Consider the following 18988-nt stretch of genomic DNA (forward strand, 5'->3'; position numbering starts at 1 on the left):
CCTCTACAATTAATGAGTTAAAGAGATAAAAATAGATAAAAAGGGACAGCTTTGAGGGGAGTAAGGAATGCCAAAAAAACTATGGTTTTTGTTAATCGGTATGATTTTAAATGTTACAGGTAATTCTTTTTTATGGCCATTCAATACAGTATACATCCATATATATTTAGGAAAGTCCTTGTCTGTTGCAGGGCTTATTTTAATGTTTAATTCATTGGCTGGTGTATTTGGTAATATGCTGGGGGGGTGGCTATTTGATAAATTTGGAGGATATAGGTCAATCCTAACTGGTATTAGTATTACGTTTTTGTCGATTTTAGGTTTGGTTATTAATCATTCTTGGACATATTACAGTTGTTTCTTCGTAATATTAGGGTTTGGAGTTGGTATTGTATTTCCATCAATGTATGCAATGGTTGGAGCGGCATGGCCAGAAGGTGGACGTAAAGCTTTTAATGCAATTTATGTAGCTCAAAATCTTGGTGTTGCGATTGGTACGGCTTTAGGTGGATATGTTGCGGCTGCTAATATTAATTATATTTTCTCTGCTAATTTGCTATTATATATTGTTTTCTTCTTAGTCGCTTTATTTGGATTTAGAGATATCGGAGTACCTAAGGAAATAATAGAAACTTCTCCTGTAGAAAAAGCAGAAAAACAAAAATTTTCATTTACTCCTTCAATGAAGGCTCTGATGATTGTTTGTTGTGCGTACGTTTTATGTTGGTTAGTTTATGTACAATGGCAAACTACGATTGCTACAGAAATGCAGAATCTACACATTGGCTTAAAAAAATATAGTCTGTTATGGACTGTAAATGGTGCACTTATTGTAATAGCTCAACCAGTAATATCATCTGCTATTCGTAAATATGCGTTAAGTATGAGAAAGCAAATGTTATTTGGAATTGGATTCTTTATCGTTTCGACTATTTTTGTAAGTACTGCAGAACAGTTCTCAATGTTTATGGCTGGCATGATCATTTTAACAATTGGAGAAATGTTCGTATGGCCTGCAGTACCAACAATTGCAAACATGCTTGCTCCAAAAGATCGGATAGGAATGTATCAAGGGATTGTAAATAGTGCAGCAACGGTTGGAAGAATGTTAGGACCTGTTATAGGTGGAGCACTCGTTGATACATTTAATATGAGAGTATTATTTATCATTTTAGTTGTCTTTTTATTAATAAGCATGGTTTTCTCTGTGCTCTATGAAAGATTAGCAAAAAAAGTAGTAAAAGCTGAAAATCAAACTTTTGCTTCTTAAAAATAGGCGATGTATAATTGACCTTTTTCTTTGGTTATAATAAAATGGTATAAATTAAATCTAAATGATCGGCAATGATTGGGAATAGTAGTGAATATGAAGAGGTTTAGAGAGTTGACGGCTGGTGAAAGTCAATCCATTCTATTCATGAACTCACCCATAAGCCACATTTGTGAACGGTTTTTACCAAGTAATAAATGTCGTGTTCCACGTTACGGAAACAAGTGAATGTATTTTTACATTAATTTGGGTGGTACCGCGGGAAATCCTCTCGTCCCTTTTGGGATGGGGGGATTTTTTTATTTTTAAAGCGCAAGCCACAGCCGAGCCATTTATATGAAATAAGGAGGCTATAAAATGAGTTTTAATCATCGTACTATTGAACAGAAATGGCAGAAGTATTGGTTAGAAAATAAAACGTTTAAAACAACTGACGATACAAGCAAGCCGAAATTTTATGCACTTGATATGTTCCCTTATCCATCTGGAGCGGGATTACATGTAGGTCATCCAGAAGGGTACACAGCTACTGATATCCTTTCAAGAATGAAAAGAATGCAAGGCTATAATGTACTTCATCCAATGGGTTGGGATGCATTTGGTCTACCAGCAGAACAATATGCATTAGATACAGGTAATGATCCAGCTGAGTTTACTGAAAAGAATATTAATACTTTCCGTAATCAAATTCAGGCTCTAGGATTCTCTTATGATTGGGATCGTGAAGTAAATACAACTGATCCTAATTATTACAAATGGACTCAATGGATTTTCCTAAGAATGGTTGAAAAAGGATTAGCTTATGTAGATGAAGTTCCAGTTAACTGGTGCCCAGCTCTTGGTACAGTTTTAGCTAATGAAGAAGTAATCGATGGGAAAAGTGAGCGCGGAGGACATCCGGTTGAACGTCGTCCAATGAAGCAATGGATCTTAAAAATCACAGCTTATGCTGATCGTTTATTAGAAGATCTAGAAGAATTAGATTGGCCTGAAAGCTTAAAAGAAATGCAACGTAACTGGATTGGCCGTTCGGAAGGTGCAGAAGTTTACTTTAATGTTGATGGATTCGATGAGAAAGTAACTGTATTTACAACTCGTCCTGATACATTATTCGGTGCAACTTATGTTGTATTAGCTCCAGAACATGATTTAGTAAGTAAAATTACTACAGTAGAGCAAAAAGAAGCTGTTGAAGCATATATCGATTCAGTTAAATCGAAAAGTGATCTAGAGCGAACTGATTTAGCGAAAGATAAATCTGGTGTATTCACAGGTGCATATGCAATAAATCCTGTAAATAACGAAAAGCTTCCAATTTGGATTGCTGATTATGTACTTGCAAGCTATGGAACTGGTGCAGTTATGGCAGTACCTGCACATGATGAGCGCGATCACGAATTTGCAGTTAAATTTAAATTACCAATCATTGAAGTTGTTGAAGGTGGAGACGTTCAAAATGAAGCTTACGCTGGAGATGGCAAACATGTTAACTCTGATTTCTTAAACGGTTTAAATAAAGAAGAAGCACTTGGAAAAATGATTGAATGGTTAGATTCTTCAAAAGCTGGTGAGAAAAAAGTTACTTATCGTCTACGCGATTGGTTATTCTCTCGTCAAAGATATTGGGGAGAACCAATTCCAGTAATTTTCTGGGAAGATGGTACGATGACAGTTGTTCCTGATGAGGAATTACCATTAATTCTTCCAAAAGCAGAAGATATTCGCCCAAGTGGAACTGGAGAGTCACCATTAGCGAATATTGCTGATTGGGTTAATGTAGTTGATCCAGTAACAGGTAAAAAAGGAAGACGTGAAACAAATACAATGCCACAATGGGGCGGAAGCTGTTGGTATTACTTACGTTATATTGATCCAAATAATAGCGAAGCAATCGCAGATTCTGAATTACTAAAGCATTGGTTACCAGTTGATGTATACATTGGAGGAGCAGAGCATGCAGTTCTTCACTTACTATACGCTCGTTTCTGGCATAAATTCCTTTATGATTTAGGTGTAGTTCCTACAAAAGAGCCATTCCAAAAGCTATTCAACCAAGGAATGATCTTAGGGGAAAATAATGAAAAGATGTCTAAGTCTAAAGGAAACGTTGTAAATCCTGACGATATCGTTGCTAGCCATGGTGCTGATACATTACGTTTATATGAAATGTTCATGGGTCCATTAGACGCATCAATCGCTTGGTCAGAAAATGGATTAGATGGTTCTCGTCGCTTCTTAGACCGAGTATGGCGTTTATTTATCACTGATAACGAAGAACTTTCAGATAAAATTGTTGAAGGTCTTACTTCTAGTAGTCTTGAAAAAACATATCATCAAACAGTAAAGAAAGTAACAGAGGACTTTGAAGGTTTACGCTTTAACACTGCAATTTCACAAATGATGGTATTTATCAATGAAGCATATAAAGCTGACCAATTACCAAAAGAAATGGTTGAAGGTTTCGTAAAACTATTAGCACCAGTAGCTCCACATATCGGTGAAGAACTTTGGAGTAAATTAGGTCATAGCGATTCAATTTCATATGCTACATGGCCAGCATACGATGAAGCTAAGCTTGTAGAAGACGAAATTGAAATCGTAGTACAAATTAATGGTAAAGTAAAAGCAAAATTACTTGTTGCAAAAGATGCTTCTCGTGAGCAAATGGAGCAAATTGCATTATCAGACGATGCAGTTAAGGAACAAGTTGAAGGCAAAACTGTTCGAAAAATTATTGCTGTACCAGGCAAATTAGTCAATATCGTTGCTAACTAAATAGTTAATTCGAAAAACCTCTTATGAGGTTTTTTCTTTTTTTTATTTCATTTCTGTAAATTGATCCATTGAAACGTACTTTTTGCATAGAAAATAATTAGTTGTTAAGATGTTGCTATATAGGGAGGATGAATTAAGATGAATACGATTTCTGCAAATGAAGTTAAAGAGCGTTTAGAAGCAGGAGAAACGCTATTTTTAGTAGATGTACGAGAGGATTATGAGGTTGAGTATGGGAAAATTCCAGAAGCAGTTCATATTCCAATGGGGCAAATTCCTAGCAAATTAGATGTTTTTAATAAAGAATTTGAATACATTTTTATTTGTAAGGCAGGCGTTCGTAGTGAGAATGTTTGTGAATATTTAAATGAGCAAGGCTATAAGGCGATTAACATGGAAGGTGGAATGATGGCCTGGGAAGGCGAGATTGAATAAAAAAAATTGTCTGTGTCTATACTTTGTCTAAACTACTGAAATCCAACGTTTTTGTTGGATTTTTTATTTATTTGATTTAAATTAGGCTAATGTTTTTTGGCATAAGGAATATTAACCATGGAGTTGTGACATATATTAAAGTAGAACCTCATATATTTTTTCATTGAGGTCTTTGCTTGTTAGAAAGGAGGGGGTTGATTTGCCTAAAACATTAAAAATTGATATTACCGATAAAATAATTGGTAAATTTAAAGATGGGCATATGGAATTGTATTCTTCCAAGTATTTAATTGGAAAGTTTTACTTTAAAGACTTAAAACAATCTTTCGAATTGGCAGATGGATATGTTGAAGAGGATGGACGATTCTATTTATTAGTGAACTTGCAACACGAACAATCGAATGCTCGCCTTTGACCTTAAATTAGGGACGGTGGATTTGTGCCAAAGAAAAATATAATAATTGAAAAGCATAAGTTAAAACTAGAAAATCAGTTTGATTGTTTTTCGAATACAACTATGGCAATAACCTTGGGGAATAACAGTTTAGCTTTTTTAAAGTTTCTTATGGATCAATCCTTATGCTTTTCTATATGTAAAGATTATAGGACCTAGCGAAAAAAAGTATTCGTTCGGTCCTTTGTTTATTCGTTAAAAATTCGTTTGAGAGTATTCAGCAGCTGATGCTCCTGCTAATCTACCAGTTACCAAAGCAGCGGTTATGTTATAGCCACCAGTGTAACCGTGAATATCTAATATCTCACCACAAAAATAAAGACCATTCATGATTTTAGATGACATTTCTTTTGGATGAATTTCCTTTGTTGAAACGCCACCACCTGTTACGAATGCTTTTTCAATTGAAAGAGTTCCGTTTACTACAAATGAAAAGCTCTTAAATAATTGGACAAGCTCTCTTAATTTCATAGTAGCAATTTCATTACAAGGAGTTGACTCTTCAATTCCACATCTTGAAAGCAGAAATAGTAAATATCTTTCAGGTACATAACCTTTTAGTACGTTCTTAATCGCTTTTTTAGGTTCTTCTTTTAGAATACTGTTTACTTCTTGAAATAGTGATTCTTCATTTTGCTCTGGGAAACAATCAATCGCCATCGATACATTTTTTGTTTTAAACTTTTGTTGTACTTTATATACAAATTGGCTACAACGCAGTGCAGCAGGGCCAGAAATTCCAAAATGAGTAAAGAGCATGTCCATTTTATGGGCAATCACTTTTTTGCCTTTTGGATTTAATACACTTAATTCTATGTCTCTTAAAGCCAGGCCTTGTAATGATTTATTTTGAATAAATTCTTCACTTGAAGTAATCGGTACTTCTGTGGGAAAGAGTTCAGTAATTGTATGACCAGCTTTTTTTGCCCAAGCGTATCCGTCACCTGTCGAACCTGTGTGTGGAACAGATTTACCACCTACCGCAAGGACAACACTTTTTGAGTGAATGACTGTTCGATCATTCAATATGATTCCTACTACCTTACCATCTTCATAGATTACGTCTTTAACAGTTCGATTGGTTTGAATATCTACATGATGCTTTTTTAGTTTTTGCATTAATGCATTTAACACTGATTTTGAGTCATTTGACACAGGAAACATTCTCCCGTGATCCTCTTCCTTTAATGCGACTCCCATGTTTTCAAAAAACTGTATGATATCCTCGTTATTATATATAGAGAATGCGCTATATAAAAACCGGCCATTTCCAGGTATATGTTTAATTACTTCCTCAATAGGTAAGCGATTTGTTACGTTACAACGACCACCACCTGATATAAGGAGTTTTTGTCCTAATTTAGTTCCTTTTTCAAGTAAAAGTACTTTAGCTTTGTTTTCAGCAGCGCTAATTGCAGCCATCAGACCAGAAGTTCCGCCACCAATTACAATCACATCATAAACCATTATTTCACTACTTTCGTTACAAATTTCTTTTAGTAAGTTTACCATTATTTCAAGTAAGCTCCAACTTCTTATCATTTTTTAATTTTTTCTTTTTAGATGATATGGTAAGATAGATTAGTTAGTTTGATCGAGAATTGGTAGGAGGCAGTTTATGTCAGATTCAAAGTTGCTACGAGGTACCTTCATATTAACTGCTGGTACATTTTTAATAAAATTTCTAGGAATGATTTATACATTCCCTTTTTATGCGCTAGTTGGTTCAAAAGGCTCTGCATTATATAATTATGGTTATGTTCCATATACATTGTTTATCAGTATAGCTACTGCAGGTGTTCCGTTAGCTGTAGCAAAATTCGTTTCCAAATACAATGCTATTGAAGAATATGAAACAAGTAGAAGGCTTTTTCATGCAAGTCAGCTACTCCTAATATGTACAGGTATATTTTCGTTTTTAACGTTATATATCATTGCACCTTATATTGCACCTCTTATGATTCCAAAGGATTCAAAAGGTAATAGTGTAGAAGATGTTGTTACAGTTATGCGAATAGTAAGTACTGCGTTAATATTAGTACCTTCTCAAAGTTTATATAGAGGTTTTTTCCAGGGGCATCAATCAACAGGCCCAACTACTGTTTCACAGTTAATTGAACAAATTGTACGTATTGTATTTACACTAGTTGGAAGTTATATCATTCTAAAATTTATGGGTGGAACAATTACACAAGCAGTAGGGTTATCAACGTTTGCAGCTACAATTGGTGCTGTAGGTGGTATTTTAAATTTACTATGGTATTGGAGAAAGCGAAAAGTTCATTTAGATGAACTTCTTCCAAAATCAAAAGGATTAATCTATCCTACTAAAATGGAAATGTTTAAAGAGTTATTTTCTTATTCAATTCCATATGTGTTTGTTGGACTTGCAATCCCGTTATATCAGTTAGTGGATCAGTTTACTTACAATAGAGCAATGGAATCAATTGGATTAAAAGATATTGCAGAGAATACTTATGTAATGTTTTCATACACAAGTCACAAACTAGTAATGATTCCAGTTTCATTAGCAACGGCATTTGGTTTAACACTTGTTCCTGCTATAACTGAAGCTTTCGTAAATAAAAATCATAAAAAGCTACAAAGTCAAATTACCCAAACTTACCAAGTTGTATTCTTCCTAACTCTTCCTGCTGTAGTAGGTATATCAGTTTTGGCTGAACCAATTTATAGTGCTTTTTATCAAAAAAGTACACTTGGTGGAAGTATACTAGGCTTTTATGCTCCAGTAGCTTTATTGTATTCACTTTTCACGGTAAATGTAGCGATTTTACAAGGTTTAGATAAACAAAAATATGCGATTATTGGTTTAATAGGCGGAGTAATATTAAAAATTGTTTTAAATGTACCATTAATTTATGCATTTAAAACATATGGCGCGGTATTAGCGACCGCATTAGGCTATTCATTTTCAATCGTATACAATTTCTATTATATTCGTAAAAATGCGCAGTTCTCTTTCAATAAAGTGTTTAGAAGGATTGTCTTTATGATTATCTTATCTGGCTTAATGGCCGGAGCGGTTTTTGCTGTAGAATACTTATTAGGATTCTGGTGGACTTATAAAGATGGTCGAATAATTTCAATGTTCCTTGTCATCATTGGAGCAATTGTAGGAGCCATTGTTTATTTAGGTGTTGCATACAAATTAAACCTATTTGAAATTATTTTAGGAGCTCGTTTAAATAATCGTTTTAAGTTTGGAAAAAGAGGATAAAAATATATGGTGAACCTTCTTTTGTAATGGTTCACCTTTTTTTACACATTAAGAAAGTAAGTATAAATTGATAGCGGAGAAGAAAAACGAAGTAGTAGCCAATTTCAGAAATTAGTGTAATTGCAACTACGCCTCTGACTTCGCTAAAAAAGCTCGCTAATCGGCGAGTTTTCTTGAATTTTTATTTAGAAAGAAAAGGTGCTAATTAATGAGAATTGATAAAATTTTAGCCAATATGGGATATGGCAGTAGGAAAGAAGTAAAGTCTCTACTAAAACAAGGTGTTGTAAAGGTTGGAGATAATATTGTAAAAAGCCCAAAAGAGCATGTTGATATTGAACAGCAAGTTGTAACGGTAAATGGTGAAGTAGTAGAGTATAAAGAGTTTGTTTATTTAATGATGAACAAACCACCAGGTGTTATATCTGCCACAGAAGATTCTGAGCATGAAACTGTAATCGGATTATTAGAATATGAAGATATCATTTTCGAGCCATTTCCAGTTGGACGTTTAGATAAAGATACTGAAGGATTATTATTAATAACGAATGATGGTCATTTGGCACATCAATTACTTTCTCCTAAAAAACACGTACCAAAGAAATATTATGCAACGATTGACGGAGTAGTAACTGAAGCTGACATTAAAGCATTTGAAAAAGGCGTAACACTAGAAGATGGTTATTTAACGAAACCTGGCTATTTAACAATTCTTGAATCCGGAGAAGAATCTGAGATCGAATTAGTTATTATGGAAGGTAAATTTCATCAAGTTAAAAGAATGTTTGAAGCAGTAGGAAAGAAAGTTACTTACTTAAAAAGATTAGAGATGGGTCCTTTAAAGTTAGATGAAGATTTAGAGTTAGGTGAATATAGAGAACTAACTGATGAAGAAATTGACCTATTAAAGTCGGTTAACGAAGAGAAATAAAGTGTTACTTTTAAATGAGTTTAGATGAATCGAATGTAAACATAAAGTTTATCGGAGCATTTTGTGTGATCAGGTGAGACTAAAATGAAGTCGAGCAACCGTAAATCAGATATTAGATAGAGAGCCAAAAGAAAAACAAAAACCCTTGATTAGACGTCAGACAAGACAATCAGAGGTTTTTGTTTTTCTTTTTTTTACGAAGAAGCTTTTACTTTTTTCCCTGTTACGGCCCATTTTCCCCTACTTGGACTATAAACTAGATTATTAAACTCTAAAATGTTTAAATCTCGTTGGATTGTTCTAGGTGTAATACCAAACTCCTCCACTAGGTCTTTTGTAGAAACGGTGCCATTTTCACTAATATACATGTAAATGGCTTTAATTCGAGTCAGCATTCGAGAAGTTCCAGAATTCAAAAAACCACTCCTTTACCTACCGCATTGTTTCATAACAGGTTAGTTAAGTATATTACTAGTTAAGCTTATATTTTCATTTTACTCTTTTTCAGTAGTTTCATAACGAAATTTATGAAAATAATACAAAAATTTAATGAAAATTTGCGCAAACGTAATCATTTTGCAAGTTTAAGGTAATATATTCTACAAAGAGTGTCATATTCCTTCTTTTTTCGTTCCATTTATTAATAAATTATGTTTAAATTTTAAAAGATGATAAACTATTTATATTAAAGGAGGTATTACTATGACACAAATTAATTGGATGGAAGAAGTTTTAAAACGTAAAGAAGATTATTTAAAGCAAACGATTGAACTTCTTAATATTGAAAGCGTTTATGATGAAGCGACTATTTCAAAAGAAGCACCTATGGGTAAAGGGATTAATGAAGCACTTACATACATGTTAAATTTAGGTGAAAAAGACGGTTTTATTCCAAAAAATGTTGATGGATATGCTGGTCACTTAGAAATGGGAAGCGGCGAAGAACTAGTAGGAATTCTTTGTCACTTAGATGTAGTACCTGCTGGTGATGGCTGGTCTCATGATCCATTTGATGCAATTATTAAAGATGGAAATATTTATGCACGTGGCGCAATTGATGATAAGGGTCCTACAATGGCTGCTTATTATGCAATGAAGATTGTGAAAGAATTAGGTTTGCCTATTAATAAACGTGTCCGTATGATTCTTGGAACAGATGAAGAAAGCCAATGGCGTTGTGTTGATCACTACTTTGAAAAAGAAGAAATGCCAACAATGGGCTTTGCACCTGATGCAGATTTCCCTATTATTTACGCTGAAAAGGGAATATTGGATATTAATTTCAAACAAGTGCAGTTAAATGAAGATAACGAGAGTGAATATAAATTAGTATCATTCTCTTCAGGTAGAAGAGTAAATATGGTTCCTGATTATGCAAAAGCTATCGTTTCAGGACCAAATTTTGATCAAGAAGCATTTACAAAGCATATTAGTGAATTAGGTTGTAAAGCTCAAGTTTCTGAAGAAAATGGACACAAAGTTTTAGAAGTAGAAGGCGTTTCTGTACATGGTATGGAGCCTGATAAAGGTAAGAATGCTGGTATTGCATTAGCAAGCTTCTTAAATCAATTTGAATTTAATGTTAATGCTGATCGATTCTTAACATTTATCGTTGAAAACTTCAAAGGTGACTCTCGTGGTAAAAACTTGGGCGTTGCATTTAATGATGATATTACTGGAGATTTAACAATTAATTTAGGAATTATGCAATACGAAGAAAATAATGGTGGTTCATTTGGCTTAACTTTACGTTATCCAGTGACAACTGATATTGACTTTGTTATTTCAGCACTTACTGAACGTGGAAGTAAATATAGTTTTGAATATAATGAAATTAAAAACTCGAAGCCTCACCATGTTCCACAAGATCACCCATTAATTCAAACTTTACAAAAAGTATATGAAGAGCAAACGGGTGAGGAAGCAACATTGTTAACAATTGGTGGCGGTACATACGCACGTTCATTAAGTGCAGGTGTAGCTTTTGGACCATTATTCTTAGGAAAACCGGAAGTAGCTCACCAAAAAGACGAATATGCTGAAATTGATGATTTATTAAAAGCAATTGCAATTTATGCACAGTCTATTGCGGAATTAGTTAAGTAAAAATAAGATTTAGACTGATTAAACGACTCGATTTTTTGAGAAAATAAGGTGAAGCGAGCGTTTTTCGGTTAGTCAGTAAGGGGAGAAAAGTTCCTCCCCTTTTTTATGTATTTTTTTGGGAGTTGAGAATAATTTTGAACACGTTACAAGCACGTAAAAATAGCATCTTACTAATTTTTAAGGGCTATTATTTTTGTTTATTTTTTGCAATAGGATCGCTAGGACCTTTACTTTCTTCTTACTTTAAAAATGTGTTGGATTTATCAACTCCACAAATTGGAATATTAATGTCTCTAACACCGATCGTTGCTATTTTTTCACAGCCTTTATGGGGAATGGTTAGTGACATGACGCTTAATCCTAAAAAAATGTTGCTTATAGCACAAATCTCCACAATCGTAATTGCACTTTTCTATTCTACAATCACTTCGTATGGCATGCTTTTATTTGTTGTCATCATGTTATCAATGACACAAAGTGCTTTAATTCCTCTTTCAGATAGTATTGCACTGAATTATGTCCAAAAAATTGGTGGGAATTACGGAGCTATTCGATTATATGGCTCAATTGGTTTTGCTTTTGCTGTATTAGTTTCGGGAAGATTAGCTGAAATTTTTGGTTTAGTTATTATATTTTTCGTATTTGCTTTTTGCATTTTAGTTGGCTTAGGTATTTCAATTTTTATTCCTAACGCTACCACAATTAGCAAAAGGGAGCCAATCTTAAAAGGTGTTCCGATTTTGCTATCTAATAAAAGATTTTTATTATTTTTAATTTGTGCCTTTTTAGTTTTTGGACCAATTAGTGCAAATAATACTTACTTCGGTTTATATATTCAATCCTTAGGTGGAACATTAACAGGTGTTGGTATTGCATTCCTAATTTCAGCAGGTAGTGAAGCACCATTTTTGCAAGTAGCAAAGAGATTAATTAATCGATTTGGGATATATAATATATTAATTGCAACCGCTTTAGTATCAGCTTTAAGATGGTATTTTTATTTTACAAATCCTCCAATATCGGTTCTTTTTTTATCCTGTCTTACACAAGGACTATCGGTTGGATTATTTATTCCAGCAGCTCTCCAGTTTGTAAGAGATCAAGCACCAGATTCTTTAAAAGCAACTGCTGTTACAATATATTCTGGTTTAGGTTTAGGGATGGGAGAATGGTTCTGTACTTTCATAAGTGGATTTATATCAGAGGCATTTTCAATTAAAGCAATTTATATTTTATTTGGTTCTCTGAGTATAGTTGCAGTTGGAATCATGCAATACTTAAAGAAGGATTCTAACATAAAAGATAAAAAGGAGATTGCGTAGTTTGAGTGAACATTATTTTCTTGCTGTTCCTTTGCCAATACAAATAAAAGAAATTTTAGATGATTATTCAAAAAAATGGGATACAAAACTACCATTAAAGAAATGGACTTTTAAAGATGATTTTCATATTACTTTATCATTTTTAGGTCCAGTTACATATTCAAAAAGTGAAGAGCTCATGGATCATTTAGAAAAAGAGCTAAACGATTTTAAAAGTTTTGATTTGTCGATTGATCAGTTAGGTATTTTTGGGAGTACTGTACAGCCACGGGTATGGTGGTTTGGTATAGAGAATAGTGTTGAATTAATGGAGTTACAAAATAGAATTTGTAAGATATGTGAAGAAATCGGTTTTTCAATTGATAAACGTCCATATAATCCGCATATTACAATCGCAAAGAAATATAATGATAGGTTCGATAAAGAATTTGAAATCCCACTTAATTGGGAAGAAGAACCTTTAAAATTCAAAGTGAATGAAGTAATTTTATATAAGATTCAACCTTCAAAAAAACCAAGTTACCATATTGCTGAATCAATTAACTTAAAGTAAATAAATAGATTGAAAATCTTGAACAATTTGATGAAATAAAGAAATATTTGAAGAAACTAATGAATACTTTCTGAAGAAGCATTAAAGTGGAATGAATGGCATTCAAATTATGTAGGTAACATCATTAAGGATTTGTTCTTTAGAATCCATTTGATCTCTTTGTGAATATACTAATCATATCGATTTAATAAATAACGAAAAATGCGTAGTTTTAATGTAAAGTTTTAAATTTATAGTCTGGATGGTGAATAGCGTTGTTTCATATTAAAAGGGCTTTTGAAGCTTATATAGATGGATTTCAAGAAATAACAATGATTATTCCCAAGTCGAACAAACATACCGTGCAGTCATATTTTGAACTAATTGAAGAGGATGGTCGGAAAACTAGGCTTCCTGTCGTATCTCGAATAGAGTTTGATAGATTTTTTAAATATACTGTTTTGACAACTGAAGTCCTTTTGTTAGAAAAAAAGTATGAGATTGAAGATGAATTTGGTATTCGCACAGATTTACAAGTAGGTGGAGTTATTCGTTCAAAGGACTTTGATGAAAAATATGCCTATGATGGAGAGGATTTAGGTGCGATTTACTCTAGTAAATCTACACAATTTAAATTATGGGCACCTACTGCTTCTAAGGTTAAGTTAAGAATGTATCAGGAATACGGTGAAAAAGAAAAGTTTACCGAAATGTTTATGGAACGTGATGGAAAAGGGACATGGAAAGCTGTAATCGATCGAGATTGTGACGGTTTAGTTTATAATTTTTTAGTATGTGTGAATCTGATTTGGCGAGAAGCTGTCGATCCTTATGCAAAAGCAGTTACTGTAAATGGTAAACATAGTGTAGTGATTGATTTATCAAAGAGTAGCAAAGTTAGTAAAGTAAATAGTACACCACCAAGTAAGTATACTGATTGTATTATTTATGAAGCCAGTATTCGAGATTTTACTTCTCATCCACTAAGTGGGATTCAAAAAAAGGGGTCTTTTCAAGGGTTTCATGAAAAAGATACGATGTACAATGGTTTTTCAACAGGTTTGGATTATATATGCAAGCTAGGAGTTACACATATTGAATTATTACCATTTTTTGATTTTGAAGGAATAGATGAAAATAATCCTTTCCAAAGCTATAATTGGGGCTACAATCCATTGAATTTCGATGCACCAGAAGGTAGTTATAGTTTAAAACCGGATGAACCACTCGAAAGAATAAATGAATTAAAAAAACTTATTTCAGTTTATCATGAACATGGTTTACGGATTATTATGGATGTTGTTTACAATCATGTTTATGAATTACAAACTAGCCATTTCGAAAAAATTGTGCCAGGATATTACTTTAGACAAGATGAACGTGGATTACCATCGAATGGAACAGGAGTAGGGAATGACTTTGCATCTGAAAGATTGATGGCTAGACGTTTTATTCTGCAATCAATAAAGTATTGGACTAAAGAATATGACATTGATGGGTTTAGGTTTGATTTAATGGGAATATTGGATACGGATACAATGAATCAAATTGTAACTGAACTGACTATCTTAAAACCAGAAATAATCATTTTTGGAGAAGGTTGGGATTTAAATACATCATTAAGTCCATCTTCTCGAAAAGCTACAATTAACCAAAGTCATCAACTATCAATGGTTGGGTTTTTTAATGATAAATTTCGAGATGGAATAAAAGGAAGCACTTTTTCATTTCAAGAAATTGGGTTTATTCAAGGTAATAATATTCATAATGAATATTTGTCCGATTTACTTTTAGGAAGCGTTGGCATTAATAAACAAGTAAATTTATTTAAAGAGCCATACCAATCAATAAATTATGTAGAATCACATGATAATCACACTATGTGGGACAGATTAAAGCTTTCCAATCAAAAAGAATGTGAGGAAATACTTAAGAAAAGGCATATCCTTGGAACGAGCATTGTATTATTTTCGTTTGGTGTACCGTTTCTTCATAGTGGTCAGGAGTTTTTTCGAACAAAAAAAGGTATAGAAAACAGTTATAATTCAGGCGACACAATTAATAGTATTGATTGGGCAAGAGCAGAACGTGAAGCGTCATCGATTAATACTGTTAAAGAATTTATCGCAATTCGAAAGCGCTTTAAATGTTTCCGTTTTTCTTTAAAAGAAGAAATAGAAAAGTATGTAAAGCCAGTCAATTTTCATCGAGATCTAATTGGTTACCGGATTAGCGGATTAGAAGAAATCGACCAAGTTAAAGAGATAATGGTGTTATTTCATAATGGTCTGACTGATAAATACATTGATTTAGGAACTGAAGAAGCCAATTGGGAATATATATGGGATGGTCATAATCATTATGTTAATAAAGGGATGAAAGTGGAATGTAAAAAATTACCAATACCATCACTTTCGACCGTTGTATTAGTAAAATACTAGCAACTACTTGCAGATTCTAATTAAACAATGTAAACTTGTAAAAGATGGCTTATTACAGCTGATTGTAATAGGCTATCTTTCTTTTTGTAATAAAATAATTTTAAATACAAACATATATAACACAAGGAACGGAAGAACAATGGATAATCATATACAAGAAATACTCGGAAAAGAATGGACAATCTCGCCAGCCGGTGGTTTTACTGGTGAAGCGTATATAGCAGAAAATAATGATAAGAGATTATTTCTAAAACGAAATTCTTCTCCTTTTTTAGCAGTGTTATCAGCAGCTGGTTTTGTTCCAAAATTAGTTTGGACTAGAAGACTAGAAAATGGTGATGTACTTACTGCTCAAGAGTGGGTAATCGCACGCAGTTTAGAACCTTATGAGCTCTCTGCGAAAGGGGTTGCGCAATTTTTATATCGTATCCATTCATCCAAAGAATTGTTATATATGTTAACGAAGCTGGGGATTAATCCATTAGAACCTCAGGAATTACTGCAAACAATTGTAGGAAATCTTACTGAAGAGTTTACACAAAGCCAGATCATTGTAAAAGGCATCGAATATTTAGAGGAAAATATGCCATCTTTTGATTCAGAGGATTTAGTCGTTTGTCATAGTGATTTAAATCATCATAATTGGTTACTTACTGAGTCAAATAATTTATATTTAATCGATTGGGATGAGGCAATCATTGCTGATAAAGCATTTGATTTGGGCATGTTTTTATTCACATATGTAGAACAGAACGATTGGGACAAATGGCTTCGGAATTATGGAATAAAATTAACTGAAGACCTATTAAATCGAATGACTTGGTATGTAGTCGCTCAAACAATCATTTGGATTAAATGGTACACTCTTCGTGAAAATGAAAAGCAGACTCAAAAAATGAAGAGCCTGCTAGAGAAGATATTAGATTAAATAAAAATTTCCTCGGAAATTGTCATATAGATTAAGAATAAGTATTGAAATCAGTCACCCATTGAGAGAGTTGATTTTGGTGGTTTGTAATGTGCTGATCTAAATCAGCAGAATACTTTCCAGACTGACTATAATAATAAACGTCATTTAACATGCTTTTTACATCATCTGTTATTTGGTCGTTCGTTAATAAGGATTGAACAAGTCTTTCTAATTGCTCACATTCTGATATAGTTCCACAACAGTCAGATTGGTGATTCATTAAAATATCACGTAAAATGGTTAATTGATGTTCATGATTTAAAGGCATAAATTCACATCCTTGTTTTATTAAGTACACTTGAAATAGTTTGTGTTATAAGAAATGATTTTATACTATACCTGAATAACCGAGTGCCATAGTGCTTGGTTTTTTCTTTGAGTAAATATAAATTGCAAAATCGAGAGGGAGTAAAATCTTATGAGATTAAGACATAAGCCAGGTGCGGCAGATCAAGTTAAAGAAAATGCTCATTATGTAATTCCAAATCCGTCTGAACAAAAAGGGAAATGGAGAGAAGTTTTCCAAAATGATCAACCAATTCATATCGAGGTTGGTACGGGTAGAGGTCGTTTTATGGTCGGTATGGCTAAAGCCAATCCTCATATTAACTATATTGGCATTGAGAAATATACAAGTGTAATTTCTGATGCATTAGATAAATTAATTGAAGCTGAAGTTCCGAACTTAAAGCTGTTAAATGTAGATGCTCAAAAATTAACGGATTTCTTTGAGGACGGAGAAATAGATCGAGTATATTTAAACTTTTCTGATCCATGGCCAAAGGTACGTCATGAAAAACGTCGATTAACATATAAAACATTTTTAAATATGTATCAGCAAATCTTGAAAAATGATGGGGAAATTCATTTTAAAACAGATAATCAAGATTTATTCGAGTTTTCAATCATGAGTATGGCGAACTACGGAATGACAATGCATTTCTTAAGCCTAGATCTTCATAATAGTGATTTTGAAGGAAATATTATGACTGAATACGAAGAAAAGTTTTCTTCAAAAGGTAACCGTATTTACCGTGTTGAAGCTGCTTACAGAAACTAATCAAAAGACTATCGTGATATATTGATCATGATAGTCTTTTTTATTTTGCTACAGTACAAGAAATTTTAATAAGAATCTTTATGTTCAAGCAAACTAAACCGATTTTTGATTTCATATTCACTAGTGATTCCTTTCTTTCACCTATTCATGGTCTTAAAAAATTCAGTAAATTCGTAAAAGTGGTATAATATTTAGGTCTAGTAAAAAAGAAAGGGGATAAGTATGGAACAGTTGAAAATTGGAACTTGTACAATTCAGTGGCTTACTGGAGGAAATACCCATTTAGATGGTGGAGCAATGTTTGGAGTTGTTCCAAAGGCACTTTGGTCAAAAAAATATATAGTTAATGAGAAAAACCAAATTCCTTTACGTACTGATCCAGTATTTATTCAAACAAATGGTTTAAACATTATTATTGATAGTGGAATTGGTGTTAACAAATTAAATGAGAAACAAAAAAGAAATTTTGGCGTTACAGAGGATTCAATGTTAGAAGAATCATTAGCAAAGCACGGATTAAAACTAGACGATATTGATTATGTCATTATGACACATTTGCATTTTGATCATGCAAGTGGATTAACAAAACTTGAAAATGGTGAATTCAAACCTGTATTTTCGAATGCGAAAATTATTACTTCTCAAATTGAATGGGATGAGATGAGAAATCCGAATATTCGCTCAAGTAATACATATTGGAAAGAAAATTGGGAAGCAATCGGGCACCAAGTAATCTCATTTGAAAAAGACTATTCTTTAACAGATGAAATAACGATTATTCACACAGGTGGACATAGCGATGGGCACAGTATTATAAAAATTGAAACTGAAGATGAGCTATTATTACATATGGGGGATTTAATGCCTACACATGCACATCAATCACCTTTATGGGTTATGGCATATGATGATTACCCAATGACATCTATTTACGCAAAAGAAAAATGGGTTAATTTTGGTTTGCAAAAAAAATCTTGGTTTACGTTCTATCATGACGATGTATTTAGAGCAATAAAATGGAGCGCCGAAGGACAAGTATTACAGTCGATCGAACGCTCCAAATAATTTGGCTATTGTAGTTAAACAATTTGAGCAGAAATTAGCTCACCATTTACGGCATTAATGATGAATGAATAGTTTGTAGTATCATTATCTGATTCTACTACTGTAAAACCACCTTCATAAACATCACCTTCATAATCAGGTAAATCTGCCCACTTTGGTTCTGAATGAATCCAAGTTCCAGTTACATTACCATATGAAAGAAATACTGGCTTAATTGTTTTTAATGCTTTTTCTGCTGGAATATATTGTGAAGATAATTTTTTTTGTAAATATAGTCCACCAGCAACACCTAAACCTAGGCCAATTAGGACGCGTTTAAGTTTCATTTGTACCACCTCTATTTAAGTATTATGTGCTTGAAAAAATATTCTACTACTTATCTTAGTCAA

17 protein-coding genes and 1 other annotated feature are annotated in these 18988 nt (G+C 33.1%); of the genes, 13 read left to right on the forward strand and 4 right to left on the reverse strand.

The genetic code is table 11. The features are described 5' to 3' along the window. Window positions 1-67: 67 nt before the first annotated feature. The 4 genes from ACFWM3_RS00395 (at window position 68) to ACFWM3_RS00410 (ending at window position 4895) form a co-directional block, all read left to right on the forward strand. Window positions 68-1270 carry an MDR family MFS transporter gene (locus ACFWM3_RS00395; protein ID WP_390309598.1) on the forward strand — a complete coding sequence of 401 codons (1203 nt, stop codon included), beginning with the start codon at window positions 68-70 and terminating at the stop codon, window positions 1268-1270. 65 nt (window positions 1271-1335) lie between these two features. Then, window positions 1336-1552: a binding site (T-box leader), on the forward strand. Window positions 1553-1627: 75 nt separating this feature from the next. Further along, window positions 1628-4045 carry a leucine--tRNA ligase gene (gene leuS / locus ACFWM3_RS00400; RefSeq protein WP_390309600.1) on the forward strand — a complete coding sequence of 806 codons (2418 nt, stop codon included), beginning with the start codon at window positions 1628-1630 and terminating at the stop codon, window positions 4043-4045. A gap of 138 nt (window positions 4046-4183) precedes the next feature. Beyond that, window positions 4184-4480: a rhodanese-like domain-containing protein gene (locus ACFWM3_RS00405; RefSeq protein WP_056473331.1), complete on the forward strand. Its 297-nt coding sequence runs from the start codon at window positions 4184-4186 to the stop codon at window positions 4478-4480. Between the two features lie 199 nt (window positions 4481-4679). Further along, a complete protein-coding gene (locus tag ACFWM3_RS00410) occupies window positions 4680-4895 on the forward strand; it encodes a DUF2553 family protein (protein ID WP_056473333.1) in 216 nt (71 codons plus the stop codon). 234 nt (window positions 4896-5129) lie between these two features. Here the strand turns inward: ACFWM3_RS00410 and ACFWM3_RS00415 are convergent, their stop codons facing one another. Continuing rightward, window positions 5130-6401 (reverse strand): BaiN/RdsA family NAD(P)/FAD-dependent oxidoreductase, encoded by a 1272-nt coding sequence (locus ACFWM3_RS00415; RefSeq protein ID WP_390309967.1) that lies wholly within the window; start codon window positions 6399-6401, stop codon window positions 5130-5132. 151 nt (window positions 6402-6552) lie between these two features. On the opposite strand from ACFWM3_RS00415, the gene ACFWM3_RS00420 reads away from it, so the two are divergent. Both ACFWM3_RS00420 and ACFWM3_RS00425 read left to right on the forward strand, forming a co-directional pair. Next, the gene (locus ACFWM3_RS00420) at window positions 6553-8172 is read left to right on the forward strand and encodes a putative polysaccharide biosynthesis protein (protein WP_390309601.1); all 1620 of its coding nucleotides are present in this window, start codon (window positions 6553-6555) and stop codon (window positions 8170-8172) included. A 208-nt stretch (window positions 8173-8380) separates the two neighbouring features. Next, a complete protein-coding gene (locus tag ACFWM3_RS00425; RefSeq protein WP_056473335.1) occupies window positions 8381-9103 on the forward strand; it encodes a pseudouridine synthase in 723 nt (240 codons plus the stop codon). Between the two features lie 194 nt (window positions 9104-9297). Here ACFWM3_RS00425 and ACFWM3_RS00430 read toward each other — a convergent pair whose 3' ends face one another. Next, complete coding sequence (locus tag ACFWM3_RS00430) at window positions 9298-9498, reverse strand: DeoR family transcriptional regulator (RefSeq protein ID WP_056473526.1); 201 nt, start codon at window positions 9496-9498, stop codon at window positions 9298-9300. 307 nt (window positions 9499-9805) lie between these two features. Between ACFWM3_RS00430 and pepV the strand changes: the two genes are divergently transcribed. The 5 genes from pepV (at window position 9806) to ACFWM3_RS00455 (ending at window position 16432) form a co-directional block, all read left to right on the forward strand. Continuing rightward, on the forward strand, window positions 9806-11209 hold the full coding sequence (pepV, locus tag ACFWM3_RS00435) for a dipeptidase PepV (protein WP_390309603.1): 1404 nt from the start codon (window positions 9806-9808) through the stop codon (window positions 11207-11209). 134 nt (window positions 11210-11343) lie between these two features. Further along, the gene (locus ACFWM3_RS00440) at window positions 11344-12531 is read left to right on the forward strand and encodes an MFS transporter (RefSeq protein ID WP_172795422.1); all 1188 of its coding nucleotides are present in this window, start codon (window positions 11344-11346) and stop codon (window positions 12529-12531) included. A 1-nt stretch (window position 12532) separates the two neighbouring features. After that, window positions 12533-13084, forward strand: a complete 552-nt coding sequence (thpR, locus tag ACFWM3_RS00445) for an RNA 2',3'-cyclic phosphodiesterase (RefSeq protein WP_390309605.1) — start codon at window positions 12533-12535, stop codon at window positions 13082-13084. A gap of 254 nt (window positions 13085-13338) precedes the next feature. Beyond that, the gene (gene pulA / locus ACFWM3_RS00450; protein WP_390309606.1) at window positions 13339-15504 is read left to right on the forward strand and encodes a type I pullulanase; all 2166 of its coding nucleotides are present in this window, start codon (window positions 13339-13341) and stop codon (window positions 15502-15504) included. 139 nt (window positions 15505-15643) lie between these two features. Next, window positions 15644-16432 (forward strand): phosphotransferase family protein, encoded by a 789-nt coding sequence (locus ACFWM3_RS00455; RefSeq protein WP_390309608.1) that lies wholly within the window; start codon window positions 15644-15646, stop codon window positions 16430-16432. A gap of 31 nt (window positions 16433-16463) precedes the next feature. Here the strand turns inward: ACFWM3_RS00455 and ACFWM3_RS00460 are convergent, their stop codons facing one another. Beyond that, a complete protein-coding gene (locus tag ACFWM3_RS00460; protein WP_056473344.1) occupies window positions 16464-16742 on the reverse strand; it encodes a YtzH-like family protein in 279 nt (92 codons plus the stop codon). A gap of 150 nt (window positions 16743-16892) precedes the next feature. Here ACFWM3_RS00460 and trmB point away from each other — a divergent pair, with 150 nt between their 5' ends. Next, window positions 16893-17534 carry a tRNA (guanosine(46)-N7)-methyltransferase TrmB gene (trmB, locus tag ACFWM3_RS00465; RefSeq protein WP_056473346.1) on the forward strand — a complete coding sequence of 214 codons (642 nt, stop codon included), beginning with the start codon at window positions 16893-16895 and terminating at the stop codon, window positions 17532-17534. Window positions 17535-17756: 222 nt separating this feature from the next. Next, complete coding sequence (locus tag ACFWM3_RS00470; protein WP_390309609.1) at window positions 17757-18599, forward strand: YtnP family quorum-quenching lactonase; 843 nt, start codon at window positions 17757-17759, stop codon at window positions 18597-18599. Between the two features lie 14 nt (window positions 18600-18613). Here the strand turns inward: ACFWM3_RS00470 and ACFWM3_RS00475 are convergent, their stop codons facing one another. Continuing rightward, a complete protein-coding gene (locus tag ACFWM3_RS00475) occupies window positions 18614-18925 on the reverse strand; it encodes a PepSY domain-containing protein (protein WP_056473349.1) in 312 nt (103 codons plus the stop codon). Window positions 18926-18988: the final 63 nt, after the last annotated feature.

It is taken from the genome of Gottfriedia sp. NPDC058432 (assembly GCF_042721555.1).
Taxonomy (GTDB): Bacteria; Bacillota; Bacilli; order Bacillales; family Bacillaceae_G; genus Gottfriedia.

What these genes read in the sequence shown, in the direction of transcription:
- ACFWM3_RS00425 (WP_056473335.1), top strand. Translation starts at nt 8,381, where the DNA reads ATGAGAATTGATAAAATTTTAGCCAATATGGGATATGGCAGTAGGAAA.
- ACFWM3_RS00455 (WP_390309608.1), top strand. Translation starts at nt 15,644, where the DNA reads ATGGATAATCATATACAAGAAATACTCGGAAAAGAATGGACAATCTCG.
- pepV (WP_390309603.1), top strand. Translation starts at nt 9,806, where the DNA reads ATGACACAAATTAATTGGATGGAAGAAGTTTTAAAACGTAAAGAAGAT.
- ACFWM3_RS00430 (WP_056473526.1), bottom strand. Translation starts at nt 9,498, where the DNA reads ATGCTGACTCGAATTAAAGCCATTTACATGTATATTAGTGAAAATGGC.
- ACFWM3_RS00415 (WP_390309967.1), bottom strand. Translation starts at nt 6,401, where the DNA reads ATGGTTTATGATGTGATTGTAATTGGTGGCGGAACTTCTGGTCTGATG.
- ACFWM3_RS00460 (WP_056473344.1), bottom strand. Translation starts at nt 16,742, where the DNA reads ATGCCTTTAAATCATGAACATCAATTAACCATTTTACGTGATATTTTA.
- leuS (WP_390309600.1), top strand. Translation starts at nt 1,628, where the DNA reads ATGAGTTTTAATCATCGTACTATTGAACAGAAATGGCAGAAGTATTGG.
- ACFWM3_RS00470 (WP_390309609.1), top strand. Translation starts at nt 17,757, where the DNA reads ATGGAACAGTTGAAAATTGGAACTTGTACAATTCAGTGGCTTACTGGA.
- ACFWM3_RS00405 (WP_056473331.1), top strand. Translation starts at nt 4,184, where the DNA reads ATGAATACGATTTCTGCAAATGAAGTTAAAGAGCGTTTAGAAGCAGGA.
- trmB (WP_056473346.1), top strand. Translation starts at nt 16,893, where the DNA reads ATGAGATTAAGACATAAGCCAGGTGCGGCAGATCAAGTTAAAGAAAAT.
- ACFWM3_RS00420 (WP_390309601.1), top strand. Translation starts at nt 6,553, where the DNA reads ATGTCAGATTCAAAGTTGCTACGAGGTACCTTCATATTAACTGCTGGT.
- ACFWM3_RS00475 (WP_056473349.1), bottom strand. Translation starts at nt 18,925, where the DNA reads ATGAAACTTAAACGCGTCCTAATTGGCCTAGGTTTAGGTGTTGCTGGT.
- ACFWM3_RS00395 (WP_390309598.1), top strand. Translation starts at nt 68, where the DNA reads ATGCCAAAAAAACTATGGTTTTTGTTAATCGGTATGATTTTAAATGTT.